Origin of the sequence: Pseudomaricurvus sp. (assembly GCF_965662505.1) — a bacterium.
In the GTDB taxonomy this organism is placed as follows: domain Bacteria; phylum Pseudomonadota; class Gammaproteobacteria; order Pseudomonadales; family Cellvibrionaceae; genus Pseudomaricurvus.
The window spans coordinates 1-24,944 of the sequence record NZ_CBFIHX010000016.1; the positions used below are offsets into that span (position 1 = coordinate 1).

The window sequence follows — 24,944 nt, forward strand, 5'->3', positions numbered from 1 at the left end:
CCTGTTCTCATCCTGTGATGATGTCCTGATGTAAAGGATGTAATACGAGCCCAAAACTATGCGTTACTCCCTAAGGCAGCTGGAAGTCTTTCTGGCTGCGGCCCACTTTGAAAATATCACACGTGCCGCGGAGCACCTTGCCATGTCTCAGTCAGCGGCCAGCAGTTCGCTGAGGGATTTGGAGCAACAATTCGATATACAGCTGTTTGACCGGGTTGGTAAGCGTCTGCAGCTGAATGAATTGGGCAGGGTGCTGCGTCCCAAAGCCGAAGCCTTACTGGATCGGGCGCAGGCGTTTGAGCGGGACTTGAGTCAGCATCAGGATCTGGGGCTGCTGAAAGTGGGGGCCACTCTGACCATAGGTAATTATCTGGCCGTGGAAATGATGGCGAGTTTTATGAGCGATCATGAAGGCGCCGATGTCCAGCTCAAAGTGGCCAACACCGAAGCCATTGCCCGAATGGTGGAAAACTACGAGTTGGATATAGGGCTGATCGAAGGGGAGTTGCAGCACCCGGATCTGGATGTGATTCAGTGGCGGGAGGACGACCTGGCGGTATTTTGTGCTCCAACTCATCCATGGGCGAGTAAGACAGAACTGTCGGATGAAGATTTACTGGAAGCTCAGTGGGTTGTCCGGGAATCGGGGTCAGGCACGCGTCAGGCGTTCGACAGGGCAATGCAAGGGCTGTTAGGTGATTTGCACTTGCGGCATGAGCTGCAGCATACGGAAGCGATAAAAAGGGCGGTGGAAGCCGGCTTGGGTATTGGTTGTCTGTCTGAAATTGCATTGAGGGACGCGTTCAAGCGAGGCAGTCTGGTACCTCTGAGCGTTCCTCAGAGAAACTTCCATCGCCGGTTTTACATCATTTTGCACAAACAGAAATATCGCGGCCCGGGTATCGATCTGTGGCTAGAGCACTGCGAGTCTTATACCGAGGGCTGAATCAGCCCAGCTCAACCTTGCGCTGATTGTAGAACGTAATCAGGTCGTCGATGGCGGTTTGGTCGTATGGCTTCAGACCGCTGAGTACCATGCGCTTTTCACCGTGGCCGATAACCGTATTACCCTCTTTAAAATCGAACTTGAGGCAGGCGTTGCCGCGCTTGCCGTTCACATCCAGCTGGGAGTGGGTCAGCTCAAGGGTCGGATTTTGAAATTCCAGTGTTTCCAGTTCCAGAGACATGGATTGATAGATCACCAGAGGGCGGGCAGGGTTTACCATCACGCCTTCTTTTTCCCACATCGGAACCAGTACGTGGGGAAAGGTTTTGCCTGAAAACGCCACATACTCTTCGGTCAGACGGGAAATAATGGTTTTATCCACGCATTTCTCACCTTCTGACCAGATAGACAAATAGGTTTTGTCGTTGGTGTCACGGATATCGATATGCCCATCAGGGTTGTCGGCATAGTGCAGATTAACGCCATCACTGACCATATCTGAAAAAGTGATGTGCATTTTCTGGGACAGGCCCAGTTGGTGCAGGCCGACGGCAAAGAGCAGGTCGCCAGGTACGCAGAAGCGTGAGGCGTCTTCATCGTGAATTGGGTTGAAATCGTCAGCGATTTGCTTGGCAAAGGTACAGGCCTGGCTACGGCTGAAGCTGAATTCATTTTGTGAAGGGGTAAAAAACTGCTCTAATTGCATAAGGTCTGTTCGCGGCCTGTTTCGACGGGGGCGGATTCTAGCAGGGAACTGCAGAAAACTGAATTGATATTGCAGAACATGGGATACATCCTGGGCTCGGGGTAATGTCGGAAAGACCGCTTTGTGAAGTGGGTTTGGGGCCAGAATGGTGGTACCTTAGCCGCCGGTCATAAGGCAGATCAGTGTGATTGGGAGCCTATGTGGCCGAAGTTACTATCCATTGGAACAGAATTATGAAAGATATCGAGATATACATCCGCGAGCCGGTGTTGAAACGGGTGTTGGGCTGGATTAAAAGTGTCCTGGGCCCTCTGGAAGAGTTGCCGGTGGATAAGAGCCAAAAAGGGGTCAGGATGTTTCGTGCGACAGAGTGTCAGCCGGTGATGCCTATCATGATTCAGACGGGCATTGAGGGCGGTCCCTATGTGGGCATTTGGTTTGACTCCGGGGAAACACCCTGGGGCAGTGATGTCGACTGTGCGAGAGCTGCGTTTGAGGCGTTTGGTTTACCGGTGCAGTGTGATCCTGGGCCTGAATACGATAATCAGGACGACTTTTTCCGTATCGATGACAAGGGCGAGAGTATTGTGCGTCTGAAAGATGGTTTGCTGGGTGTTAAGTAACAGGGTGAGATAAGTTGAATGGATGATTTAATTGAAGAGCTGCACACCGTGGCGGAAGAGGTTCCTGTACCGCTGGAACTGCCGGAACACGATCAGGTCGTCGACGCACAGGAGCAAATTCTGATGCCTCTGCCGCGTGATTTTCGCGAGTTTCTGATGACCTGCAGCGACGTGGTTTACGGTACGCTGGAGCCTGTGACGGTGGCAGATCCATCCTCACACACCTATTTGCCAGAAGTGACATCGACGGCTTGGTCGATGGGGATGCCGCGTGAAATGGTGGCCGTCTGTGAATCCCGGGATGGGTACTTTTGTGTTGCCCAGGATGGTGAAATCAAGCTCTGGTCTGAACAGGGATTTGATGAAGAGGTGTGGGAGAATATTTGGTACTGGGTACGGGACGTCTGGCTGGAAAGTTGAGAGTCTGGATCAGGCATTAAAAAAGGCAGCCAATGGCTGCCTTTTTTGTGACTTAAATTTTAATCGCTACTGAAACTATCAGTCAGTCACCACCGCCACGCGAATCGCATCCAGCCGTAACTGAGCGCTTTGCAGGTACTGCAGACTGGCATCCTTCAGGTTTTGCAGGTGCTGAATTTCTTCCTTGCGAATGTTTGGATTCACTTTTGCCAGCGCTGTTAAGCGCGACAATTCGTGATCGTAATGTTGTGACATCCGCTGGCAAGCTTTCTCAATCATCTCGGCTTGCAGTTCTTCGGCTTTACCTTCCAGATGGTTAACGATCTGATCAATGTTTTCACGAGCGTGTTGTACCAGCTGCTTGGCTACAGGCTTTTTAACGCTTTGCCCCAATTTGTTGAAATGCTCTGAGGTGATGATGCCTTCCAGAGCTTTGAAATTATTGTCGGCGACAAAACGGGTGCAGCTGCTGTCGAGAAAGCGTTGCAGCTGCAAAGATTTCGGGCCGGGGCAGCTGAACTGGAACAGACTTTCCACCAACAGACTGCCGGGTTTCAGCGGTGGCAATCTGAGCGTACAGATGGCGGTGTTGCCGCGTTCGCTGCTGAGTACCATGTCCATCACGCCGCTGACCATCGGGTGTTCCCAGGTCAGGTATTGCATGTCTTCACGGCTTAGAGCTTGCTGACGGTTGTAGGTGGCAGTAATGCCTTCGTCAGGCAGCCCGGGAAAGTGCTGAGTTTGCATATGATCCGATGGGTGGGCGACAAAGGCTGCTTCGCTATGACGCTCATGATCGACACCGAAGATATCAAACACATTGTCCATGTATTGGGGCAGGCGGTTATCGTCGTCCAAATCTTGCAGCTCTTCGACCAGCTTGCGAGACACATCGATTTTGCAGGAGTTGAGTTCCAGTAAGCGATCACGGCCTTGTTTGAGCTCATCCAGTAGCGCTTGGGCGCGCTCGCGGGTGGCTTCGATCAACGGTTCGATATCCTTGGAGGCGAACAGTACCTGATCCAGTTGATCGGCAAACTCTTCGTAAACGGTCTGGCCGATGGGGCAGACCTGTTCAAAACAGTTCAATCCCTCGTGATACCAGCGCAGCAGGGTGTTTTCACGGCTGCCTTCTTTGTAGGGAACGTGAATCTCAACAGTCTCCGTTTGACCGATACGATCCAGGCGGCCAATACGTTGCTCGATCAGGTCCGGATTCAGTGGCAGATCAAACATCACCAGATGATGCGCGAACTGGAAGTTGCGGCCTTCACTGCCGATTTCCGAGCACACCAGTACCTGAGCGCCATCTTCCATGTCAGCAAAATAGGCGGCGGCACGATCTCGCTCCAGCAGGCTTAGGCCTTCATAGAAGGCTGCGCTGCGAACACCGCCGCGCAGGTTCAGGTGTGTTTCAAGATCCAGTGCGGTTTCGGCGGTGGAGCAAATGATCAGTACTTTCTCGCGGCGGTGTTGTTTTAACCATTGCACCAGCCATTGCACGCGTTCGGCGTCGGCAAAGCCCAGCGAGGGCTCGCCGCTGTCTTCCAGGGCGTGAGCGTGCAATTGTCGTTCAGGGAAGCCACTGACGGCCGCACGGGTATTGCGGAAAAGAACGCGCCCAGTGCCGTGACGATCCAGCAACTGATTGACCAGATGCGTACGTGAGTCGGCAGTATCTTCCCGAAGGGTGTCAAGGCTATCAGCACCCAGACGTTGCTCCAGTTGTTCTGTGAGGGCTTTGTCTTCCAGCAGACTGTCTGTCTTCTCAAAAGACAGCAGTTTTTGCACCAGTTGATTCACTGGCTGCAATTGTTGCTGTTCCTGCTTGAAAGTTTCCAGATCGTAATAGCGATCCGGATCCAGCAGGCGCAGTCGTGCAAAGTGACTATCAATGCCCAGTTGTTCGGGGGTTGCCGTCAGCAGGAGCAGGCCGCGGGTGATCCGAGCCAGCTGTTCAATGCTGTCGTAGGCTGGACATTGGCTGTCAGGGTGCCACTGAAGGTGGTGAGCTTCATCCACCACCAGCAGATCCCAGTCACAGCTCAGCGCCTGCTGCAGACGAGTTTCGTTCTCGGTGAGCAGGGGCAGGCTGCAAAGGATCAGTTGAGCCGTTTCAAATGGGTTTTCCATCTCAGGAAGATCCATTTCGAAGGGATCTTCATCCAGAAAATCTTCGTCCCCGAAAGATTCCAAAGCCTGACAGCGCTCTTCGTCCAGCAAGGTGAATGACAGGTTGAAGCGTCGCAGCATCTCGACCAGCCATTGGTGGGTGAGGGATTCAGGTACGGCAATCAAGACCCGCTGACTCAGACCCTTGATCAGCTGTTGATGGATGATCAGGCCGGCTTCGATGGTTTTCCCCAGACCGACTTCGTCTGCCAACAGGACGCGGGGTGCAAAGCGTTGACCCACTTCATCGGCGATGTAGAGTTGATGGTCAAGCAGTTGAACCCGGGGGCCGATCAGTCCGGTGGTATTCAATGATGCGAGATGTTGCTGGTGCAGCAGGGTGTCGTTTCGCAGCCTGAAATCGCGGATGCGGTCAATTTGTCCAGCGAACAGACGATCCTGAGGTTTGTTAAATTGCACAAAGCAATCCAGCTCTATCTCGCCCCAGGAGATAGGCTCCTGTTCTGCACTCAGGCCATGGTACGAGAGGTAGCCCGCGTCTTCGCTGATGCTTTCAATCAGCAGGGTGTTACCGTCGAGGTCTTTGATGTTCTCGCCAATACGGTATTGAACCCGGGTCAGGGGCGCATTGTTTTTGGCGTAAATACGTTGTTCGCCTGCGGCAGGAAAACTCAGGGTGACATATCGATGATCGGTTTCACTGACAATGCCCAGCCCCAGTTCGGGCTCGGTGTTGCTGATCCAGCGCTGTCCGGTAATAAAATTCCCTGTGATTAAATCTGACAAAAGTAGACCTCGTTGACGTCGTCGATGTTGGCTGTGTAAGTGTTGATTATCTTCTGGTGATAACATTTCTGGCGAAAGGCGCGCGGCTTAAGTTTAGCGGATTACGCTGAACCGGGACGGTTTGTTCATTAGCCGTCTTGCTGCGAATGCAATATTAAGCTGTTAGCGGCTCACAACGGCGCCTTTGCCCATCCCCTCATAGGCTTTGACCGTGATTTTGTCATCGGGGTGTTGTTGCTTCAGTTGATCCGCCAGGTGGTCGGCAATTAATTCTACGGTGGTATCTGTGTCAATCAGATAACAGCAGGCTTCCGGCATGATGAGTTCAAAGGCACCCTGGGATGTGCTGTAGGCAAAGCGAATTCGCAGGCTATCCTGCTCGATGATGTCTTCCCGAGTGCCGATGTAGATGTCGTTAAAGCGTTGCGCCCATTGGGCTTCGAGATCCTGAGCGGGCTGGTCGTTGCGCCATATTCGAATCTGGGAGCGATGTCCGTGGGCGATGCGCTGACAATTACCATCGTGCTTTTTCAAGCCGTGGCTGTAGTGGTAAAAGTCACCGGCGATGGTTTCGTGCTGAAAATCCAGGGCCAGGCTTTCCAGAGAGTCAGGCAGTAGCGATCGCAGTTGAGCTTTACTCCACTCGCTAACGGATTCAGGCGTGATTTCCTCGGCATCGACCAAAGCAATGGCCTGGCGCGGCGAAGAGCATGTCAGGGTTTGATCGCCAAACTGCCAACTGAGCTCAATCTGATCGCCATTCTCCCGCAACTCCAGGTTTGGGGAGTTAACTGGCACCGCCAGACGGTGGTCGATTTCGTCATCCAACCAGTTGCGCAGTGTCTTTTTCACGACCCCAAAATCACAGACCATGCCCTGTTGATCGAGGCTGCCTTCCAGTTGAGTACTGGCCAGCCAGGTTTCACCGAGCAGCCCCCGTTGAGGGTGTAGGTAGCTGAAATCTACATTGGTGAGGTTGTCGACGAATAGATGCATGGTGTCGTGTGCTTGTGCTGCTGAGTAAGAACGGGGCATTTTACCTGAGCATTGGCTGGCAAGCTAATGAGATTCAGGGGTTGTGGTTGGAGCTCTTCGAGTAACCGTTCTCGGAAAGCTCTTCGTGTTAGTATGGCCGTTTTTCAGCAAGCCGTATGTGCAAAAGCAGGTTCACAAGGTGATGGATAGCGCAAAAATTCAATTGGAGCCGAGTTGGTTGGCGGTGTTGGGTGACGAGTTTCAGTTGCCGTATATGCAAACCCTGAAGCAGTTTCTGGTGCAGGCGAAGCAGTCGGGGAAGGTGATTTTCCCGGCGGGTGGGCAAATTTTTAATGCGTTGAATACAACGCCTTTTGATGCTGTGAAAGTGGTGATTCTGGGGCAGGATCCTTACCACGGTCCGGGGCAGGCTCACGGTTTGAGCTTTTCGGTACCGCCGGGCGTGAAAACTCCTCCGTCACTGCGCAATATCTACAAAGAAATTGAGCGGGATCTGGGGTTGCCGATTCCGGCGCATGGTTGTCTGCAAAGCTGGGCGGAGCAGGGGGTGCTGTTGCTCAATGCAACCTTGACGGTAGAGCAGGCGCAGGCCGGTTCTCATCAGAAGCGTGGTTGGGAGCAGTTTACCGATCGGGTTGTTCAATCGCTGAGCGAGCAGCGATCCGGATTGGTGTTTTTGCTGTGGGGCAGTTACGCACAGAAAAAAGGGCGAGTGATAGATCGTTCAAAACACTGTGTGCTTGAGTCGGTCCACCCATCCCCCTTGTCGGCCCATCGGGGTTTTCTCGGATGTGGCCATTTCTCCAGTGCCAATCACTACCTGCAGCAGCAGGGGCTAGCGCCGATTGATTGGTCCGTCCCGCCGCTCTGAGGGTTCCTGGACAGCAGTCCGTGTCTCGCCTGTTGGTGGAGGCGGAATTGTGGGGGCGGAATTTAAGACATAAGTTGAACGGCAGCTTCGACTTCCTCGCTCAAATCTTCAATCTGTTCATCTTGCACATCCGGGTTCAGCCCCAGCCGTGCAAAGGAGGTTACCTTGGAGTAATCCACCTGGCCCATTGGATGGCTGGTGCCCATATAGCTCTGCAGCATGGCCACGGTAACGACGTCGGCGTAGTCAGTGGATTCCAGTTGGCGGTCAAATTGTTTGTATTGGCTCGGAATTTTGCGCAACGGCTCCGGGAACTCCCACTTTTCCAGAATCTGATCGCCAATGCGTGAATGCAGGGCTTCAATCACCTTATCCAAAGTAAAGCTGTCTCGTAACAGGCTAGGGTTTTCTTCCGCGTAGGTGAGAATGGGCAACACACCGATGCGGTGTATCAAACCAGCCAATGTGGCCTGATCCGGGCGTAAGTTGGTGAAGTGTTTACAGAGCACGTGGGAGATGCCAGCAATTTCGCCGGAGCGGCTCCAGGTGTCACGAAGGCGTTTGTCGACGATATCCGACGTGGCCTGAAACATCTGTTCCATGGCCAGACCTGTGGCGATATTGCAGGTGTATTCGATGCCAAGACGCATAAGCGCCATTTTCAGATCTTCGATTTTCTTGGGGGCTCGCAGTAGGGGACTGTTAGCGATTTTGATGATCCGCGCTGTCATGCCCGCGTCGTTAACTATGACCGCTGCCAGTTGATCGAGGTCGGCCTCAGGGTCTTCGGCAATTTCGCGGATTTGCAGGGCCACTTCAGGCAGTGTCGGCAGGACCAGACTGTCTGATTTGATGGCTTCCAGCAGACCCTGGAGTACGGTATTGGCGATCTGATTCATAAACACTTCCTTGGGCAAATTCAATTCGCATACCCGCAGGTATCGGGTATGTAAATGGTGTTGAGGGGAAGTGCGATGGGCCCTGCAGTGAAGCTGGGCCATATGGTCGAGTCGTCGCGGGTGGACTTATTCGACCGAGTACGGTTGCGGTAGAGGCTCCAGGTCATCTTCCGAACCGGATGGATCCCGTTCCAGTGACAGATTGCCAGCTTCAAAGGCTTCCTGTGTGATTACGGCCAGCAGGTAGGTGCGTCCTTCCGATATTACGGCGTTGACGACGTTACCGACACTTTGCTTTTCACCATCGCGTATTTTATCCCCAGAGTAGACATCGACACCGGGAGCGATTTCTTGAGAAGAATTTGACGCCAGCAGGTACATATGGCGTTTGAGCTTGCCCTTGTAATGCATCCTGGCCACAATTTCCTGACCGGTATAGCAGCCTTTCTTGAAGTTGACCCCGTCAATGGTGGGAGCTTGCAGGTTTAGCAGTTGTGGCAAAAATTCCTCGACGGTACTTTCTCTGACCCAGCCGCGACCTGACTGGATGTCTTCCAGTTGCCAGAGACTGGTATCGTCGCTGACACTGACGTCGGCAAAGGGGGAGGGTAATTCTGTCTCTGCAAGCAGCCAGCACTCAACGCGGTCGTCGTTGAGTTTCAGAAAGATACCGTGGCTGTTCTGAATCACGGTCTGCTCTGCGGAAAAAGACAGCCCGAGGTGTTGTTTCAGCCAATCCTCAGAACCTTTGCCTTGTACACCAATGCATGAGTATTGGTCGCTGATGTCCGCCAGCTTGGTCTTGGAGAAGACGATGTATTTCCCCAGAGATGCCTGCAGAGGCGCCTGAGTGTCTTTGGGCAGGCGTATTAGCAGGGTTTCTCCATCCACTCGTACGGTGTCGAAATTCGCAACCATGCGCCCTTTGGGCGTGCAGTGGGCGTTGTGCTGCCAGGTTTGCGGCGTGCAGCCGTTGACATCATTGGTGACCTGGCCCTGCAAAAACTTATTGGTGTCCGGCCCCTGAAGTTGCAACAGGCTGGTTTGAGGTAAGGCGATAAAAATGGGTGTTTCCGAGTTCATAAAGATTCTTATAAAGAATAGGGAAATTTGCGCAAGCTTATCACAAGAAAGAGTGAGTTCTAGGGTGTCATGATCGCGACATGGCAGCGAATCGGGCTTTGTGGCTCGCATGCGGTCCCTGTCTGGCGGTATAATCCGCCTCCAATTTCTGAACATCGATGTAAGTGGGTTATTTCATGGACAAAAATCGTCTGTTTTGGGCCAGCCGCCGTGGCATGCTGGAGTTGGATCTGGTGCTGCAGCCATTTCTGGAGAATGTCTATGATAGCCTGCCGCAAGAAGACAAAGAGCGTTACTGGGCACTGATGGATTGCGAAGATCAGGATATGTTTAACTGGTTTATCCATCGTCACCAGCCCGAAGACCCTGAAATACAACGGATTGTGGGTATTGTGCGTGCAAACACCGGAATGCAGGTCGACTCTTAACCATACGGTTCAAGTCTCATCCAATAAGGCTCAGATGTTGCCTGTAGGCGCTGGGCCTGTCTCTTCTTTTTACTTCACCACTGGGCGGTCAAGATTAGCGTTAATCTTGACCGCCCTGGCGTCATTGTTGGCTCTGGTGAGTGTCAGTTTGTCTTCTTTGTCGATGCCTTGGCTGGGTTTATGGTTGGCCGGGCTTCTGGTAATCAGTGTGCTTGGCTATCTTTCCTTCAAATCTCAGCCGAACTTGCATTGGCAGGTGGTTCGGGGGCAGTGTTTTTTACTGGATGGGCAGGGGCTAGAGGGGAGTGGTGCGAGTGGTGTAGGTGCCAGCCGTCATCCAGTGATATTGGAGCGTGGCTGGCAGCTGTCCCCTTGGCTGGTGCAATTGCGCTATCGCAGACAGGGGCAAAAGCGATGGCACTGGCAGTTAGTGTGGCCGGACAGTGCAACGCCTGAGACCAGGCGTTTGCTGCGTTCGCATGAGGCATTTGGTAGAGCGGGAACAGATTTCCACGACGAGTCGTCCTAGACCAGTGCTCTTAGCAGGCAAGCCATCTTGTTAAACCGGCCATCTTGGTCGACAGGCAACCTCAGCTGCGTACGAAGATTTCCTGACCTGCAAAATTGGTGGGAACCAGTATGGTATCCCGTGCCACTGACGAGGTATCCGGGTAATCCAGTGAGTAGTGCAGTCCGCGGCTTTCCTTTCGCTGCATGGCCGAACGGATGATCAGCTCGGCTACCATGGCCAGATTACGCAGCTCAATCAGGTCGTTACCCACCTGATAGTTGCTGTAATACTCCTGAATTTCTTTCTGCAGCAGTTTGATCCGATGAGTCGCTCGCTCCAGACGCTTGCGGGTGCGGACGATGCCCACGTAATCCCACATAAAGCGGCGCAACTCATCCCAGTTGTGAGAGATCACCACGTCTTCGTCGGAGTTGGTCACCCGGGTGGAATCCCAGGGCTTAGCCGGTTCTGGGAGTGGTATGCTGTCCAGGGTGCCACGAATATGTTCCGCGGTGGCCTGGGCGTAAACAATGCACTCCAGCAGGGAATTACTCGCCATGCGGTTTGCGCCGTGCAGGCCAGTGAACGAGGTCTCGCCAATGGCGTACAGCTGATCGAGATCCGTTTGGCCGTGGTTGTTCACCACTACGCCACCACAGGTGTAATGCGCAGCTGGAACCACAGGGATTGCCTGCTTGGTGATGTCGATACCAAAGTCCAGACAGCGGGCTTTCACGGTCGGGAAATGCTCACCGATAAAGTCGGCGGGTTTGTGGCTGATGTCCAGATACAGGCAGTCGCTACCCAGCCGCTTCATCTCGTGGTCGATGGCGCGGGCTACGATGTCCCTTGGAGCCAGTTCGCCTCTGGAATCGAAGCGATCCATGAATCTTTCGCCGCTGGGCAGTTTCAGGTGAGCGCCTTCGCCTCGCAAGGCCTCAGTAACCAGAAAAGAGCCCGCTTTGGGGTGGTACAGGCAAGTAGGGTGGAACTGGTTAAATTCCATGTTGCCGATGCGGCAACCTGCGCGCCAGGCCATGGCAATGCCATCACCGCTGGCACTGTCAGGGTTGCTTGAGTACAAATAGACCTTGCTGGCGCCGCCAGTGGCCAAAATAACGGCTCTGGCCTGGAATAGGTCGACGCAGTCTTGCTGGCGGTTGTAGACATAAGCGCCGCTGCAGCGAACCTTGCCGGTGGAGGTGTCTGGTTGTGTAATCAGATCGACGGCAATGTGGTGCTCGAATACGTCCAGATTCTCATTCGCGGTAACCCGATCAATCAGGGTGCTGTGTACGGCTTTACCGGTGGCGTCAGCGCTGTGAATGATGCGACGGTGGGTGTGGCCGCCTTCCTGTGTCAGGTGGTAATCAGAGCTTGAGCCATCCTGCAGCTTGGTGAAGGAAACCCCTTGGTCGATCAGCCATTCAATGGCGGCTTTGCCGCGCTCGACGGTAAACCGAACGCTGTCTTCGTGGCAGAGACCAGCCCCGGCATTCAGGGTGTCGGCTACGTGGGCCTCGGTGGTGTCGTTATCGTCCAAAACCGCGGCGATACCACCCTGGGCAAACCAGGTGGAGCCCTCATTAAGAGCGCCTTTGCTGAGAACGGCTACTTTAGCGTTTTCGGCCAGACTGAGAGCCAAAGTGAGACCCGCAGCTCCGCTGCCAATAATCAAAACATCATGTTGGTGGTGACGACTACGCATAATTACAGCCTGAGACCTGAGCTTGCTTGGAAAAGGCGGGTAGTATATACAGGCATGACGCGAGGTGGTATTGCCTTTTATGCCGCATAAAGCGGCATAAAGTACGGTATACTTGCCCGAACTGAGTTAAATATGAACATAGTGTATCTTATTTGAATGTTTGACAGGTTGTCGTGTAATTCTTTATTAGATTTGATGTGAACTTCTGGCAGGCGTTGTAGTCTGCTTTCCATCAGTCTTCTTATTCTTTCGGTCTGTGGCTGTTGGTAATGATAGATTAAGGTAATGATAGATAAGATATCGTCAACTAACCGCAGACTGGTATATCAAGATCAACGAACTGGGTGTCTCGACGTTGTTGCCCCGCTGAAAGTGATTAGAACGCCAATTTTGGCGTTCATCTACAGAATGGATGTTCATCTACAGAGTAGTTGTCGTTCATGATGAGTTCAGGACGATAGGTCACAATCGGCGAAAATGAGAGGTATTGGAGAACGGAATGACAGCGCAACGTGCGCCAGAAACAGATCAGCAGTTGGTGGAACGGGTTCAAAAGGGCGATAAGCGAGCTTTCGATTTATTGGTCCTGAAATACCAGCACAAAATGATATCGGTGGTGGGGCGTTATATTCACGACTCTCACGAAGTTTATGATGTGGTGCAGGAGGCATTTATTAAGGCCTACCGCGCATTGGGGAACTTCCGTGGCGATAGCCAGTTTTATACCTGGCTGTATCGTATCGCCATTAATACCGCAAAAAACTATTTGGTATCCCGCGGCCGCCGGCCGCCGGCGACCGATGTGGATGTTGGCGACGCAGAATATTATTCCGGCAGTGATTTGCTGAAAGATGTGGACACCCCGGAAAATAATCTGTTTCGCGATGAGCTCAAGGCTGAAGTGGACCGTGCCATCAGAGAATTACCGGAGGATTTGCGCACAGCGGTGACTCTGCGTGAGCTTGAAGGCCTCAGCTACGAAGAGATTGCCGATGTGATGGGGTGTCCTGTCGGGACTGTCCGTTCGCGAATCTTCCGCGCGCGGGATGCCATTGATAAATGCATTGATCCGCTGATTGACAAAAATTAGTCAAATTTACCGCGTAAAAGATGAATGAAGTGTGAACTTTCTCCGGATCGATGAGTCATAGAGCCGTGACCATTGAAAAGATTACAACGTATTTTGTAATCTGAGCTTCCAAATTCGGAAGTGGTCTGGAAAAGTTTAGACAAAGCTCGGTGGTTTAGGGCTTTGTTTTTGTTAGCGGTATAAGACTTAGGTTGTGGTTTTTAAGACCTATTAGGTTGTGGTTTTTAAGACCTAGTAGAATTAAGACCTAGTCGTATGAAGTAATTGGTTCCTTTTGAGTGTCATCTGCCTCCGCAGGTGACGTGGTGAAAGTACGAATTAAGAGTGAAATGATCAACATGGCAGAACACTTGAATCATAAACAGCGTGCAGCAGGCATGCCAGAGTCCGTATCGGCACTGGTCGATGGGGAAGTCTCTGAAATGGAGCTTCACCGAGTTTTGAAAGCCTCTGAAACCGATGAGGGTGTTCGTGACACCTGGAGTCGATACCAGTTGATCAGCGCTTCCCTGCGTAATGACACCCCCTCGAATCCCATGATTGATCTGTCTGCCGCCATTCGTGAATCGATTGACGCAGAAGAGACTCATCAGCCCGTAGCTCAGCCAGTATCCGGATCTTCCTGGATTCGCAGAGTGGGTCAGAATGTCGGCAAACTTGGCGTGGCGGCCTCTGTTGCAGCGGTCATGGTTGTCACGTCTCAAATGGTTGATCTCTCCGGTAATCCCGGTTCTCAGGTGGCCGAGGTGGCTGATAACACTTCTTCGGCAGTTAAGACCTCCGAGGATCTATTGACTCCAAACCCTTCGCTACCTGCCGGATTTGGCGGCCCGTCTCTCGGTGCCAGAACTGTCAGCTCTCACCCTCAAATGCCAGTTCAACAGGCTGAAACCCATTACTATCCGGTAGTGAAACGTGCTCAGGGCGCTTACTCTGATAATCCTGCTCCGGAAGTGCAAGCCTACCTGCAGCGAGTTATGGAAGTTCATGCTGCCCACGCAGCGCTGAACAGCAGCCGTGGAATGCTCCCGTATGCTCGAGTGCCCGCTGAAATTAGCGAGTAACCTCGCTGAACGTGAACATGGCAGTCTCGGCCATGTTCTGGATGCAGTGCTCTGATTCTGGTTTCTGGATATAGTGATGTAAAAGTGGGGTGGTGTTGCCAGGTATTCATGTTTCATTGATACTTGGCTCCCTCACTTATTTACCCTTATCACCTTATTAGGAGGCATAAAGTCAGTGTCTGACCGGTTGTTAACGATGCGTCCCCGTTTGTTTGTGCCTGTATTGCTTCCTCGAATCCTTTCTTTTTTGCTATTGACGTCTTTTGTGGCGATCTCCGTGGTTTCCCCGCGGGTAGGTGCCGCGCAGGAGTCTGTGGCAGTTTCAGGCCTTTTGTCAGAAATGTCCCGCGCCCTGCGGGAGATGGATTACCGCGGTCTGTTCACTTATGAATTTGGTGGGGCGCTACAGACGTTACGTGTCACTCACCGGGTGATGGACGGAGAAGAGTACGAAAACGTCGAGTTTTTGAATGGTCCTTCCCGTCGGGTAGAGCGTAACGGTCGTCAGGTGGAGTGCTTGTCTCCTGCAGATGAGGTTCTGCGAGGCTTACTGCCGTCGCTTAACAGTGAGCTGACCCAAAACTATGAAGGGCTGCAGCAACACTATCAGTTTTATATCCGCGACGATGAGCGTATCGCAGGACGTCTGGCCACAGTGCTTCAGATTGTGCCTCGCGATGATTATCGTTACGGCTACACGCTATCCATTGATAAAAAAACCTCTCTGCCACTGGGCTCAATGACTTTCACGTCGAGACGTAAAGTGCTGGAGCGATTGCAGTTTGCCAGTCTCGATCTGGATGTAGACGACAGCTGGGTGGGGGCTGTGGGTGCAACAACGGACATTCAGCGTCCCGAAATTGAGCCCTGCGACACGGAGCAGCAACAAATGCCGTGGACCTTAGGCTGGCTGCCTGCGGGCTTTGTCTCTGCGGGGAATTCGACTCTGCCAGATGTCGGAGATGTGCAGCTGTACACCGATGGTTTGTCAGCGTTTTCCGTGTTTCTGGAGCCGATGGGCAAAAATGTCGCTGCCCAGGGCAAGGCGCAGCGGGGCGCAACCGTTGCTTACATGCAGCAACATGTTTTTAATGGCAAGCCGTACACCGTGACAGTCGTTGGTGAGATTCCTGCCGTTACTGCTCAGCGAATAGCGGGGTCGTTACGCTGGGGGCAATCTGAGCCTCTGCAAACACTCCCAACTCAACAACCACCTTCGTAACTCTTCACAGGAAAGCCAGGTGATTACTGAAACCGGCCGTATTGTGGCCATCGATAAACAATGTTTATGGGTTGAAACGATTCAGCGTTCAACGTGTGAATCCTGTTCGGCTGAAAAAGGCTGTGGGCAAAGTTTAGTGGCCAAGTGGGGGGGTAAAACAAGTTTTATCCGGGTGTTGCTGGAAGGGCGCGATCCGTCTGTTTATCAATTGCATGATGAAATTACTGTGGGTATTCCTGAGGCCGTCGTGGCTAACGGGTCGCTGTTGGTGTATTTGACACCTCTGGTCGCGATGATGGCTGCTGTGTTTTTCGCTGAGTTTGCAGGCTTGCCGGAAGTTGGCGTGATTGGTTTGGCTGCATTGGGGCTTTTGCTGGGCGGTGGTGCAGTGCGTTGGCACAGTTATCGGTATCGTAATGATCGTCGGGTTCAGCCGGTATTGATGGATGACGTTGAACCGGTACAGTGGTCACCGGAAGCTTCTCGAAAAGAGGGCTGATAACGCGACTAGACAGTTTAGCGTGGCCACAAGACGATTTAGAACTGTGAAAAGACAATTTATAACAATAATACCCTTCAGGGTGCGAAAGTTTGGCTGTGTCGACTCCGGATATTATCCGGGCGGTGATGCAGCTTAATAAGATCTTGGTTCTTCTGATAAAGGAAATTGTTGATGAAGTTATTACGCTTTTGCATGCCAGTTATGTTGCTGGTGATGAGTGTTGGAACTCAGGCTCTCAGTGGTTTACCTGAATTTACCGACTTGATTGAATCTGCCTCACCGGCAGTCGTTAAAATTAATACCGTTGAGCGAATCAACAGCCGTCGAGGTCAGTTGGTGTTGCCTCAGGGGCGGCAAGATATTCCCGACATATTTCGCCATCTGTTCGAGCAACAGAATCGTCCTCAGCGCAACGTGCAGTCGATGGGTTCAGGTTTTATTGTCTCGGAAGATGGTTATATCCTGACCAACAATCATGTTATTGATGGGGCTGATGAGATTCAGGTACGCCTGAGTGATCGCCGAGAATACAGTGCGAAAGTCATTGGCACGGATGAACGATCGGATTTGGCGTTGCTGAAAATCGAGGATTCGGGACTGCCAACGCTGAAATTTGCCAAAGATGATGACTTGAAAGTCGGTCAGTGGGTGTTGGCGATTGGTTCTCCATTCGGGCTGGAGTTCTCGGCCAGTGCAGGTATCGTCAGCGCGATTGGGCGCAGTATCCCCAGTGAGAAGCACGAAAACTATGTGCCCTTTATTCAGACAGACGTCGCAATCAATCCGGGTAATTCCGGGGGGCCGTTATTTAACCTGGATGGCCAGGTGGTGGGGATTAACTCTCAGATTTATACCCGCTCGGGCGGTTCGATCGGTCTCTCTTTTGCCATTCCCAGCAGTGTTGCCCGCGAAGTCGTGGAGCAGCTCAAGGAAAAAGGGCGGGTTGACCGCGGATGGCTGGGTGTCGTGATTCAGGAGGTCGATCGGGATCTGGCTGCGTCGTTCGGTTTGAAGAAGCCAATGGGGGCACTGGTTGCACAAATGGATCCAGAGGGGCCGGCAGCCAAGGCGGGTTTACAAGTAGGGGATGTCATTACCCGTTTTGATGGCACCACGATTAACCGTTCTGGGGATCTTCCGCACGCAGTAGGCGTTACAGCTCCAGGGGATGAAGTGCCTGTCGAGTTGATGCGCGAAGGCAAAAAGAAACGTATTGCCGTCACCGTTGGAACGCTGGGTGGCGATGATATCGAAGTTACCCGCAACGAGCCGCAAGTGGATGGTGGCCGGTTGGGTCTGGTTGTCGAGAAGCTCGACCCCCAGATGATGCAGGATTGGCAGTTGCCTGGTGGTGTTGTGGTGGAACAGGTTGTTCCCGGGCAACCGGGTGCAAAGTCCGGATTGAATCCGGGGGATGTGATTGTGCAGCTGGGTTATAACGCCATCAATACTGAGGATGACTACCGAAAAGTCGTCGCTGCTCTACCGGCAAACAGCCTGCTTCCGATTCGCATATACCGGCATGGGCGAGCGCTGTTTAGGACCATCTCCATTCCGAAGTGAATCAGCCTTAAGATCGGTACATTTGAGGCGCTGTCATGGCGCCTTAAATGTAAATACGGTAGACTTCCCTCCCTTTTGACTTGGCTCAGAATAACCGCTTGAGCGGTTAACCCGAAGCTGTGTTTCTGGCCAAGTTTGACTTATTTATTGACGAGTAGTTGACCATATTGTGACCGATCTTAGCCATATACGAAATTTCTCCATCATTGCCCACATTGACCACGGTAAATCGACCATTGCGGATCGTTTTATCCAGGTGTGTGGTGGTTTGACAGAGCGTGAAATGGCCGCTCAGGTTCTCGACTCCATGGATATCGAGCGTGAGCGAGGCATTACCATTAAGGCCCAGAGTGTGACACTGGATTACACTGCTCGTGATGGTAAAACCTACCAGTTGAACTTTATTGATACGCCAGGGCACGTGGACTTCTCTTATGAAGTGTCGCGCTCTCTAAGTGCGTGTGAAGGGGCTCTACTGGTGGTTGATGCTGCTCAGGGGGTTGAAGCTCAATCCGTCGCAAACTGCTATACCGCCATTGAGCAGGGTCTTGAAGTCATTCCAGTACTCAATAAAATCGATTTGCCCCAGGCAGAGCCGGATCGTGTTGCTCAGGAAATTGAAGAGATTATCGGCATTGATGCCACAGAGGCTGTGCACTGCAGTGCCAAATCCGGCATGGGTGTTGATGATGTACTGGAAGAGTTGGTCCGTCTGGTACCGCCACCGGTAGGGGATGTGGATGCGCCCTTGCAGGCACTGATCATTGACTCCTGGTTTGATAACTATCTGGGTGTTGTGTCACTGGTGCGTGTCCGTCAGGGTACCCTGAAAGTCAAAGACAAAATCATCACCAAGTCCATTGGTAAATCCCAAATCGTCGACAGTGTCGGTGTTTTCACGCCCAAGCGTAAAGAAACGAAGGTGCTTCGGGCTGGTGAAGTGGGCTTTATCGTGGCCGGTATCAAAGACATTCATGGTGCACCGGTGGGGGATACGATCACTCACGCCTCCTCGCCGGATGTCGAGCCTGTACCTGGTTTTCAGAAGGTCAAACCACAGGTTTACGCAGGTCTGTTCCCTGTCAGCTCTGATGATTACGAGGCGTTTCGTGAAGCGCTTTCCAAGCTGACGTTAAACGATGCTTCTTTGTTCTACGAGCCCGAAAGTTCTGATGCTCTGGGTTTTGGTTTCCGTTGTGGTTTCCTGGGTATGTTGCACATGGAAATCATCCAGGAACGACTTGAGCGGGAATACAATCTTGATCTCATTACAACGGCGCCGACGGTTGTTTATCAGGTTGAGAAAACCGATGGCGAAGTCGTTTACGTAGACAATCCCTCAAAATTGCCCGACATCGGCCTGATCGAAGAAATGCGCGAGCCGATTGTGCAAGCTAACATTCTTGTGCCTCAAGAGCATCTGGGTGCTGTTATTACACTCTGTATCGAGAAACGTGGCGTACAGAAAGACATGCAATACATGGGTAATCAGGTCGCTGTGACCTACGAATTGCCCATGAACGAAGTGGTATTGGACTTTTTTGATCGTCTCAAATCGGTGAGTCGTGGTTTTGCTTCACTGGATTACAGTTTTGACCGCTTTGAGTCGGCCAAACTGGTACGCCTGGATGTGTTGATCAATGGTGAAAAAGTGGACGCGCTGGCGTTGATTGTTCACCGTGATAATGCACCTTACAAAGGCCGCGCTCTTGCTGACAAAATGAAAGAGCTGATCCCTCGTCAGATGTTTGATGTGGCGATTCAGGCGGCCATTGGTGGTCAGGTTATTGCCCGAACTACCGTTAAGGCTCTGCGTAAAAACGTGACAGCAAAATGTTACGGTGGCGATGTGTCCCGTAAGAAAAAGCTGCTGCAGAAGCAGAAAGAAGGTAAAAAACGAATGAAGCAGGTGGGCAGTGTGGAGATTCCACAGGAAGCTTTCCTGGCCGTGCTTAAAGTTGATGATTAAAGGATAAGGCCAGCTAAATGGATATTAATTTTCCTCTGATATTGGTGTTGCTGGTTTTTGGCAGCGGTATTGTGTGGTTGCTAGACAGTTTATTGTGGGCTCGTAAGCGTCAGGCTGCGGTTGCCGCTGTCGATGCTCAATTTGCTTCCACAGAGCTGGATGGTGCACGTCAACAAGAAGTGTACGAGCAGGCGAAAGCGACTGCCTCGAAAGAGCCTGTTATTGTTGAATACTCCAAATCATTTTTCCCGGTATTGTTTGTTGTTCTGGTGCTGCGTTCGTTTATTGCAGAGCCTTTCCAAATCCCGTCTGGTTCCATGATTCCCACCTTGAAAGTGGGTGACTTTATTCTGGTGAATAAGTTTACCTATGGCATCCGCCTGCCGGTGATCCGTACCAAGGTGTTTGACGTTAATGATCCTGAGCGCGGCGATGTGATGGTTTTCTTCCCCCCGCATAAGCCCGACACCTATTTTATTAAACGTATTGTGGGTATGCCGGGTGACCGGATTCAGTACAACAATAATGTGCTCTATGTTAATGGTGAAAAACAGCCACAGACACTGGTGGCCTCTTTACCTCCTTCTAACCCGGAATATCAGATTATGACTGAGAGTCTGGACGGCCTTGAGCATGCAATGCAAAAAGACATCGTACCCGGCATGCTCAGTCGTCAAGGCCAATGGGTGATTCCTGAGGGGCATTACTTCATGATGGGGGATAACCGGGATAACAGTTCAGACAGTCGAGTCTGGGGTCCCGTTTCCGAGGATGCCATCGTCGGTAAGGCCTTTGCTGTGTGGATGCATTGGGACTCGCTGTTCAGCATCCCGAGTTTTAGTGATGTGGGCAGTATTCAGTAGCATTGTGTATCTTACGATACGGATTATTTGTGTTAAGCAGTCGTGCATTTGATGCAAACAGAGCCTGACCATCTTGAGTCACGGCCCAGGGTGTTGAATACTCACTTTGGCAGCTAAATCGTCGGCAAATGGCAAGTGTCAGAGTCTTGGGGTTTGAACCAGGGCTAGCACTAAGGCGTGAAAAGCTTAACGAAATAGTCTAGTGGTTAAACCATTTGGGGAGATTAAAAGGTGCATTTAGCAAAATATCAGAAAGGTATGTCGGCAACGGGCTGGTTAATCATCTTGCTGGTTGTTGGTTTTACTTTGTTGTGTTTATTCCGGATGGTTCCGGCTTACGTTGATAATCGTTACATTCAGGAAGGGTTGCTCGATTTGTCTGAACAGGGAGACAAAATCGAGGAGATGTCGCCCAATGAGATACGCCGTCAGGTTGGCCGATTCTTTCAGATGAATAACGTGCGCAGCCAGTCCTCAAAGTCCATTGAGGTCGAGCGACTGCAGGAAAAAACACTGGTGCATATGAATTACGAAGTGCGTGTCCCCATTATCTACAATATTGATGTGGTGATGACGTTTAATAATACGTGGGATAGCTCACGCCCCTACGAATGTTGTAAACCTGAAGCGGGTACTGAATCTGAACGTGAATAGCATTACTCGACAAAGACTACTCCATCGAATTGGTTATCAATTTAAGGATGAAGCTCTGTTCGATTTGGCGCTGACTCATCGGAGTTGTGGCGCAAAAAATAACGAGCGTTTGGAGTTTCTCGGGGACTCCATACTAAACTTTGTGGTTGGGGAGTCGTTGTTTGAGCGCTTTCCTGAAGCGAAAGAAGGACAGCTCAGTCGCTTGCGTGCGCAAATGGTGAAAGGGGAAACTCTGGCCGAGATCGCCCGCGAGTTTGATCTGGGACCCTGTTTGAATCTGGGCGAGGGCGAGATGAAGAGTGGCGGCTTTCGTCGTGATTCTATTCTTGCGGATGCTGTAGAGGCCATCATTGGCGCTATTCATCTGGATCAGGGTATGGCCAGTGCTCGTGAAAGAGTGTTGGTGTGGTACCAGAGTCGACTGGATGCCTTGCAGTTGGAGACCAACCGCAAGGACCCTAAAACTGAGCTACAAGAGTACCTGCAGGCAAAAAAAGTCGCTTTACCAGAATATCGAGTGGTTGATGTCGGTGGTGAAGCGCATGCCCAGATGTTCACCGTTGAGTGCCATTCTCCTCTGCTGAAGAGCCCTACAGTTGCTACCGCAACCAGTCGCAGAGGCGCGGAGAAAACGGCCGCAGAAGAGGCGCTTAAACAATTGTTGGGAGTGTCAGAATGAGTGAGCAAGATCTGAGCCGCTGTGGTTACGTCGCGATTGTTGGTCGCCCAAACGTGGGTAAATCAACACTGCTGAATCATATTCTTGAGCAGAAAATCAGTATCACCTCACGCAAGCCCCAAACCACTCGTCATAATGTTCTGGGTATTAAAACGGAAGGCGCAGTGCAGGCTATTTACGTGGATACCCCAGGGTTGCATTTGCAGCATGCCAAAGCCATCAATCGCTACATGAACAAAGCGGCAACCACCGCTCTGCGTGATGTGGATGTGGTGGTTTTTCTGGTTGATCGACTGGCCTGGACTGACGAAGACGATATGGTGGTCAAACGCCTGCAGAACCTTGAATGTCCTATTATTTTGGCTATCAACAAAGTCGATCAACTGGAAGACAAGGGCGTTTTACTGCCTCATCTGGAAAAGCTATCTGAAAAGCTGCAAGTGGATGAAATTGTCCCGATTTCAGCTTTGAAAGGGGTCAATTTGGATGCTTTGCAGGAGCAGGTCGAAAAACGTTTGCCTGAAGGTATGCATTTCTTCCCGGAAGATCAGATTACGGATCGCAGCTCGCGGTTTCTTGCGGCAGAAATTATTCGTGAAAAAATCACCCGTCAGCTGGGGGATGAGCTTCCCTATCAAATGACGGTAGAGATTGAAGAGTTCTCACACGACGGCACTATCATTCATATTGGCGCGCTGATCCTGGTTGAACGGGATGGGCAGAAGCGTATTCTGATTGGCGACAAGGGTGCCAGGATCAAGCAGATTGGCCAGCAGGCTCGAATTGATATGGAAGCCTTGTTTGATTGCAAAGTCATGCTGAAAACCTGGGTAAAGGTGAAATCCGGTTGGTCAGACGACGAGCGTGCTCTTCGCAGTCTGGGTTACGACGACGTTTAGTAGAGCAATCGCCATGCGCGTTGAGCTGCAGCCCGCTTATATTCTCCATAGCCGTCCTTTCCGTGATACCAGTCTGATTCTGGATTGTCTGACTGACGACTATGGCCGCTTGTCATTGATTGCCAAAGGGGCGCGTTCGGCAAAGTCTCGTCAGCGCCAGTTGTGTCAGCCGTTTGCGCCTTTGCTGTTGTCCTGGCAGGGGAAATCCTCTCTTAAAACGCTCACCTCAATCGAAAGCCGCCAATTACCTCTGGGTTTACAGGGGGAGTTTCTGTTCAGCGGTTTGTATCTGAATGAGTTACTTACGCGCCTGGTGCCCGAGCAGGACAGCTGTCCGGAAATCTATCAAAGTTATGAAACCGCGCTGCATCAGCTGGCCGAAAAAGAAACTCTGGAACCTGTGTTAAGGGCGTTCGAACTCAGAATGCTGGAAGATCTGGGTTATCACCTGGACTTGACTAGTGATGCCGACGGAGCTGAATTGCAGCCCAGTGTGGTTTACCAGTGGTGGCCGGAGCAGGGCTGGCGGATAGCCTCAGACACTATTACGGCTCAAAACTTCTCGGGTGCGCATTTGCTGGCTTTAAGAGATGCTGTCTTTCAAGATCCTGAAGTGTTGCGGTCGGCGAAGATTTTGACCCGTTTGCTGTTTAAGCCTCTGTTGGGAGATAGGCCTTTGCAGAGTCGCAAATTATTCCAGAAAACCCGTTAAGATAAGCTGTTGCAGTAAACGGTAAAGCTAATAAGGTCGCATGATGATTGTGGGTTTGGGAACAGACATCGTTGAAATATCGCGTATCGAGACAACGCTTGAGCGTCTCGGGGATGCGTTTGCCCGTCGTATTCTTTCAGAGCAGGAGTGGCAGTCTTACAGTGACAGTAATCGCCAGGTCGCTTTTCTGGCCAAACGTTTTTGCATCAAGGAGGCAGCGGCCAAGGCCTTGGGGACCGGTATTGGTCGCGGAATATCCTGGCAGCATATGTGGGTTGAGCACAATGAACAGGGTGCTCCGAAGCTGTGTTTTTCCGGAGGTGCTCTTGAGCGGTTTCAAGCGTTAGGAGGGCGACACACCCATATGAGTGTGTCCGATGAGCAGTCTTACGCAACGGCTACGGTGATCCTGGAAGCCGACTAGCTGTTCTATATCAGAGTGATTCCACAAGCAGATCTGCTATAGATAATACCGGTTAAACAGTTGCTTCTACCCGGTTACGCCCCAATTGCTTGGCTTTATAGAGTGCTGCGTCGGCACGTTGAAACAGCATGGAATCGGTGTTGTTGCGATTTAAGGTGCTGATACCAATACTGATTGTGGTTGATATCTGTGCACCGTAGCTTTCAATTCTCAGTGACTCCACATGCTGGCGGATGCGTTCAGCAATCACGTGTGCGCCATTCAGTGCGGTTTTATTAAGCAATACCACAAATTCTTCTCCACCATAACGAAAAACCAGGTCGGTACAGCGGGTCACAGCCTTAATACTCTGGGCTATCTGGCGGATAACGTCGTCGCCACTGCTGTGGCCGTAACGATCGTTTATGCTTTTAAAATGATCGATGTCGATAGCCAGCAGCGATAGAGGTTGCTTGTGACGAGCAGCCAGCTGCACTTCACGCTCATGAGCCTGATCCAGTGCAACACGATTTCCGACACCGGTCAGAGGGTCCCGCAGAGCGGACTGTAGAGCATCTCGATAGAGTAACGCGTTGCGCAGAGGGCAGACCAGCGTTGAGAGCAGGCTTTCAATCACTGCCATCTCGTGTTCATTAAAGCGTTTGCTGCGATGGAAGACTATTTCACCCAAGTCATCTTGTGCTGTATTCAGGCGATAATCCAGTTTGTGAGTATCGTCGGAGCCAAGAAGTGTTTGGCAGTCTTTTTGTTGATGAGTGTACTTTATCCCACTCAAAGGAATCAGTGTCTGAATTTGCTGGAAAAAGAGCTCCAGTACAATATTCAAATCCAGGCTGGTTTGCAGAGACTGGGTCAACCTACTGCGGACTTCAACGACATCGTCCTGATTGACTGGAAAGGACAGACGAATAATGTCTTCCTTACTGGTCTCGGCGTGGTGAGTCTGTCCTGTTAGTGTGGCCATATTAGTATCTACCCTGAACTGACTGGATGATCTCTCCAGTTCTTCGTTACAGATTTTTTGTGTTCCAGTGAGTGTTGTATGCAGAGTTAATATAGCTATTTCCGTGCCAGCTTTTTTTGTTTAAAAACATCTATAAATATCAGGTAGTTATGTAACATTCCTAATGATGGGTTTAGAGTTTAGGCAATTTTTTGTCGTTCAAAGCGGCAATGTCAGGGGCAGGTTGTTG

General features: G+C 51.5%; 25 protein-coding genes. 18 read left to right on the plus strand and 7 right to left on the minus strand.

All coding sequences use genetic code 11. The features are described 5' to 3' along the window. The first annotated feature begins 58 nt into the window (after nt 1-58). Complete coding sequence (locus ACTG33_RS03705) at nt 59-946, plus strand: LysR substrate-binding domain-containing protein (protein WP_439133838.1); 888 nt, start codon at nt 59-61, stop codon at nt 944-946. A gap of 1 nt (nt 947) precedes the next feature. Here ACTG33_RS03705 and ACTG33_RS03710 read toward each other — a convergent pair whose 3' ends face one another. Further along, nucleotides 948-1,652 carry a DUF3581 family protein gene (locus tag ACTG33_RS03710; protein ID WP_439133839.1) on the minus strand — a complete coding sequence of 235 codons (705 nt, stop codon included), beginning with the start codon at nt 1,650-1,652 and terminating at the stop codon, nt 948-950. A gap of 200 nt (nt 1,653-1,852) precedes the next feature. Between ACTG33_RS03710 and ACTG33_RS03715 the strand changes: the two genes are divergently transcribed. Beyond that, a complete protein-coding gene (locus ACTG33_RS03715) occupies nt 1,853-2,275 on the plus strand; it encodes a hypothetical protein (protein ID WP_439133840.1) in 423 nt (140 codons plus the stop codon). Nucleotides 2,276-2,293: 18 nt separating this feature from the next. Next, the gene (locus ACTG33_RS03720) at nt 2,294-2,695 is read left to right on the plus strand and encodes an SMI1/KNR4 family protein (protein ID WP_439133841.1); all 402 of its coding nucleotides are present in this window, start codon (nt 2,294-2,296) and stop codon (nt 2,693-2,695) included. A 78-nt stretch (nt 2,696-2,773) separates the two neighbouring features. On the opposite strand, the gene rapA is transcribed toward ACTG33_RS03720, so the two are convergent. Then, on the minus strand, nt 2,774-5,614 hold the full coding sequence (rapA, locus tag ACTG33_RS03725; protein ID WP_439133842.1) for an RNA polymerase-associated protein RapA: 2,841 nt from the start codon (nt 5,612-5,614) through the stop codon (nt 2,774-2,776). 162 nt (nt 5,615-5,776) lie between these two features. Then, complete coding sequence (locus tag ACTG33_RS03730; RefSeq protein WP_439133877.1) at nt 5,777-6,610, minus strand: 6-carboxytetrahydropterin synthase; 834 nt, start codon at nt 6,608-6,610, stop codon at nt 5,777-5,779. Between the two features lie 181 nt (nt 6,611-6,791). On the opposite strand from ACTG33_RS03730, the gene ung reads away from it, so the two are divergent. Continuing rightward, entirely contained in the window at nt 6,792-7,481 is a 690-nt protein-coding gene (gene ung / locus ACTG33_RS03735) for a uracil-DNA glycosylase (RefSeq protein WP_439133843.1), read from the plus strand. A 62-nt stretch (nt 7,482-7,543) separates the two neighbouring features. On the opposite strand, the gene ACTG33_RS03740 is transcribed toward ung, so the two are convergent. Continuing rightward, nucleotides 7,544-8,380: an HDOD domain-containing protein gene (locus ACTG33_RS03740; RefSeq protein WP_439133844.1), complete on the minus strand. Its 837-nt coding sequence runs from the start codon at nt 8,378-8,380 to the stop codon at nt 7,544-7,546. A gap of 126 nt (nt 8,381-8,506) precedes the next feature. Then, on the minus strand, nt 8,507-9,463 hold the full coding sequence (gene ygfZ / locus ACTG33_RS03745; RefSeq protein ID WP_439133845.1) for a CAF17-like 4Fe-4S cluster assembly/insertion protein YgfZ: 957 nt from the start codon (nt 9,461-9,463) through the stop codon (nt 8,507-8,509). 176 nt (nt 9,464-9,639) lie between these two features. On the opposite strand from ygfZ, the gene ACTG33_RS03750 reads away from it, so the two are divergent. After that, the gene (locus ACTG33_RS03750) at nt 9,640-9,891 is read left to right on the plus strand and encodes a succinate dehydrogenase assembly factor 2 (protein WP_439133846.1); all 252 of its coding nucleotides are present in this window, start codon (nt 9,640-9,642) and stop codon (nt 9,889-9,891) included. A 106-nt stretch (nt 9,892-9,997) separates the two neighbouring features. Then, complete coding sequence (locus ACTG33_RS03755) at nt 9,998-10,420, plus strand: hypothetical protein (protein WP_439133847.1); 423 nt, start codon at nt 9,998-10,000, stop codon at nt 10,418-10,420. A gap of 61 nt (nt 10,421-10,481) precedes the next feature. On the opposite strand, the gene nadB is transcribed toward ACTG33_RS03755, so the two are convergent. Further along, nucleotides 10,482-12,110 (minus strand): L-aspartate oxidase, encoded by a 1,629-nt coding sequence (gene nadB, locus ACTG33_RS03760; protein WP_439133848.1) that lies wholly within the window; start codon nt 12,108-12,110, stop codon nt 10,482-10,484. 499 nt (nt 12,111-12,609) lie between these two features. Here nadB and rpoE point away from each other — a divergent pair, with 499 nt between their 5' ends. The 12 genes from rpoE to acpS all read left to right on the plus strand — a co-directional run bounded on the left by rpoE (nt 12,610) and on the right by acpS (nt 23,751). Then, complete coding sequence (gene rpoE, locus ACTG33_RS03765) at nt 12,610-13,200, plus strand: RNA polymerase sigma factor RpoE (protein WP_439133849.1); 591 nt, start codon at nt 12,610-12,612, stop codon at nt 13,198-13,200. A gap of 305 nt (nt 13,201-13,505) precedes the next feature. Continuing rightward, nucleotides 13,506-14,264: a sigma-E factor negative regulatory protein gene (locus ACTG33_RS03770; RefSeq protein WP_439133850.1), complete on the plus strand. Its 759-nt coding sequence runs from the start codon at nt 13,506-13,508 to the stop codon at nt 14,262-14,264. Between the two features lie 175 nt (nt 14,265-14,439). Next, the gene (locus ACTG33_RS03775) at nt 14,440-15,486 is read left to right on the plus strand and encodes a MucB/RseB C-terminal domain-containing protein (protein WP_439133851.1); all 1,047 of its coding nucleotides are present in this window, start codon (nt 14,440-14,442) and stop codon (nt 15,484-15,486) included. A 19-nt stretch (nt 15,487-15,505) separates the two neighbouring features. After that, nucleotides 15,506-15,985: a SoxR reducing system RseC family protein gene (locus tag ACTG33_RS03780; protein ID WP_439133852.1), complete on the plus strand. Its 480-nt coding sequence runs from the start codon at nt 15,506-15,508 to the stop codon at nt 15,983-15,985. 174 nt (nt 15,986-16,159) lie between these two features. Then, nucleotides 16,160-17,551 carry a DegQ family serine endoprotease gene (locus ACTG33_RS03785; protein ID WP_439133853.1) on the plus strand — a complete coding sequence of 464 codons (1,392 nt, stop codon included), beginning with the start codon at nt 16,160-16,162 and terminating at the stop codon, nt 17,549-17,551. Nucleotides 17,552-17,720: 169 nt separating this feature from the next. Next, the gene (gene lepA, locus ACTG33_RS03790) at nt 17,721-19,520 is read left to right on the plus strand and encodes a translation elongation factor 4 (protein ID WP_439133854.1); all 1,800 of its coding nucleotides are present in this window, start codon (nt 17,721-17,723) and stop codon (nt 19,518-19,520) included. A 17-nt stretch (nt 19,521-19,537) separates the two neighbouring features. Then, the gene (gene lepB, locus ACTG33_RS03795) at nt 19,538-20,383 is read left to right on the plus strand and encodes a signal peptidase I (RefSeq protein WP_439133855.1); all 846 of its coding nucleotides are present in this window, start codon (nt 19,538-19,540) and stop codon (nt 20,381-20,383) included. 231 nt (nt 20,384-20,614) lie between these two features. Then, complete coding sequence (locus ACTG33_RS03800; protein ID WP_439133856.1) at nt 20,615-21,037, plus strand: DUF4845 domain-containing protein; 423 nt, start codon at nt 20,615-20,617, stop codon at nt 21,035-21,037. Beyond that, the gene (rnc, locus tag ACTG33_RS03805; RefSeq protein ID WP_439133857.1) at nt 21,030-21,716 is read left to right on the plus strand and encodes a ribonuclease III; all 687 of its coding nucleotides are present in this window, start codon (nt 21,030-21,032) and stop codon (nt 21,714-21,716) included. The genes ACTG33_RS03800 and rnc overlap by 8 nt, the downstream gene beginning before the upstream one ends. Further along, nucleotides 21,713-22,615 (plus strand): GTPase Era, encoded by a 903-nt coding sequence (era, locus tag ACTG33_RS03810; protein WP_439133858.1) that lies wholly within the window; start codon nt 21,713-21,715, stop codon nt 22,613-22,615. The genes rnc and era overlap by 4 nt, the downstream gene beginning before the upstream one ends. 13 nt (nt 22,616-22,628) lie before the next feature. Beyond that, nucleotides 22,629-23,327 (plus strand): DNA repair protein RecO, encoded by a 699-nt coding sequence (gene recO / locus ACTG33_RS03815; protein WP_439133859.1) that lies wholly within the window; start codon nt 22,629-22,631, stop codon nt 23,325-23,327. 40 nt (nt 23,328-23,367) lie between these two features. Then, nucleotides 23,368-23,751, plus strand: a complete 384-nt coding sequence (gene acpS, locus ACTG33_RS03820; protein WP_439133860.1) for a holo-ACP synthase — start codon at nt 23,368-23,370, stop codon at nt 23,749-23,751. Between the two features lie 52 nt (nt 23,752-23,803). Here acpS and ACTG33_RS03825 read toward each other — a convergent pair whose 3' ends face one another. Beyond that, a complete protein-coding gene (locus ACTG33_RS03825; RefSeq protein WP_439133861.1) occupies nt 23,804-24,715 on the minus strand; it encodes a GGDEF domain-containing protein in 912 nt (303 codons plus the stop codon). Nucleotides 24,716-24,944: the final 229 nt, after the last annotated feature.

What these genes read in the sequence shown, in the direction of transcription:
- ACTG33_RS03705 (WP_439133838.1), top strand. Translation starts at nt 59, where the DNA reads ATGCGTTACTCCCTAAGGCAGCTGGAAGTCTTTCTGGCTGCGGCCCAC.
- ACTG33_RS03710 (WP_439133839.1), bottom strand. Translation starts at nt 1,652, where the DNA reads ATGCAATTAGAGCAGTTTTTTACCCCTTCACAAAATGAATTCAGCTTC.
- ACTG33_RS03720 (WP_439133841.1), top strand. Translation starts at nt 2,294, where the DNA reads ATGGATGATTTAATTGAAGAGCTGCACACCGTGGCGGAAGAGGTTCCT.
- ACTG33_RS03730 (WP_439133877.1), bottom strand. Translation starts at nt 6,610, where the DNA reads ATGCATCTATTCGTCGACAACCTCACCAATGTAGATTTCAGCTACCTA.
- ung (WP_439133843.1), top strand. Translation starts at nt 6,792, where the DNA reads ATGGATAGCGCAAAAATTCAATTGGAGCCGAGTTGGTTGGCGGTGTTG.
- ACTG33_RS03740 (WP_439133844.1), bottom strand. Translation starts at nt 8,380, where the DNA reads ATGAATCAGATCGCCAATACCGTACTCCAGGGTCTGCTGGAAGCCATC.
- ygfZ (WP_439133845.1), bottom strand. Translation starts at nt 9,463, where the DNA reads ATGAACTCGGAAACACCCATTTTTATCGCCTTACCTCAAACCAGCCTG.
- ACTG33_RS03750 (WP_439133846.1), top strand. Translation starts at nt 9,640, where the DNA reads ATGGACAAAAATCGTCTGTTTTGGGCCAGCCGCCGTGGCATGCTGGAG.
- nadB (WP_439133848.1), bottom strand. Translation starts at nt 12,110, where the DNA reads ATGCGTAGTCGTCACCACCAACATGATGTTTTGATTATTGGCAGCGGA.
- rpoE (WP_439133849.1), top strand. Translation starts at nt 12,610, where the DNA reads ATGACAGCGCAACGTGCGCCAGAAACAGATCAGCAGTTGGTGGAACGG.
- ACTG33_RS03785 (WP_439133853.1), top strand. Translation starts at nt 16,160, where the DNA reads ATGAAGTTATTACGCTTTTGCATGCCAGTTATGTTGCTGGTGATGAGT.
- lepB (WP_439133855.1), top strand. Translation starts at nt 19,538, where the DNA reads ATGGATATTAATTTTCCTCTGATATTGGTGTTGCTGGTTTTTGGCAGC.
- era (WP_439133858.1), top strand. Translation starts at nt 21,713, where the DNA reads ATGAGTGAGCAAGATCTGAGCCGCTGTGGTTACGTCGCGATTGTTGGT.
- recO (WP_439133859.1), top strand. Translation starts at nt 22,629, where the DNA reads ATGCGCGTTGAGCTGCAGCCCGCTTATATTCTCCATAGCCGTCCTTTC.
- acpS (WP_439133860.1), top strand. Translation starts at nt 23,368, where the DNA reads ATGATGATTGTGGGTTTGGGAACAGACATCGTTGAAATATCGCGTATC.
- ACTG33_RS03825 (WP_439133861.1), bottom strand. Translation starts at nt 24,715, where the DNA reads ATGGCCACACTAACAGGACAGACTCACCACGCCGAGACCAGTAAGGAA.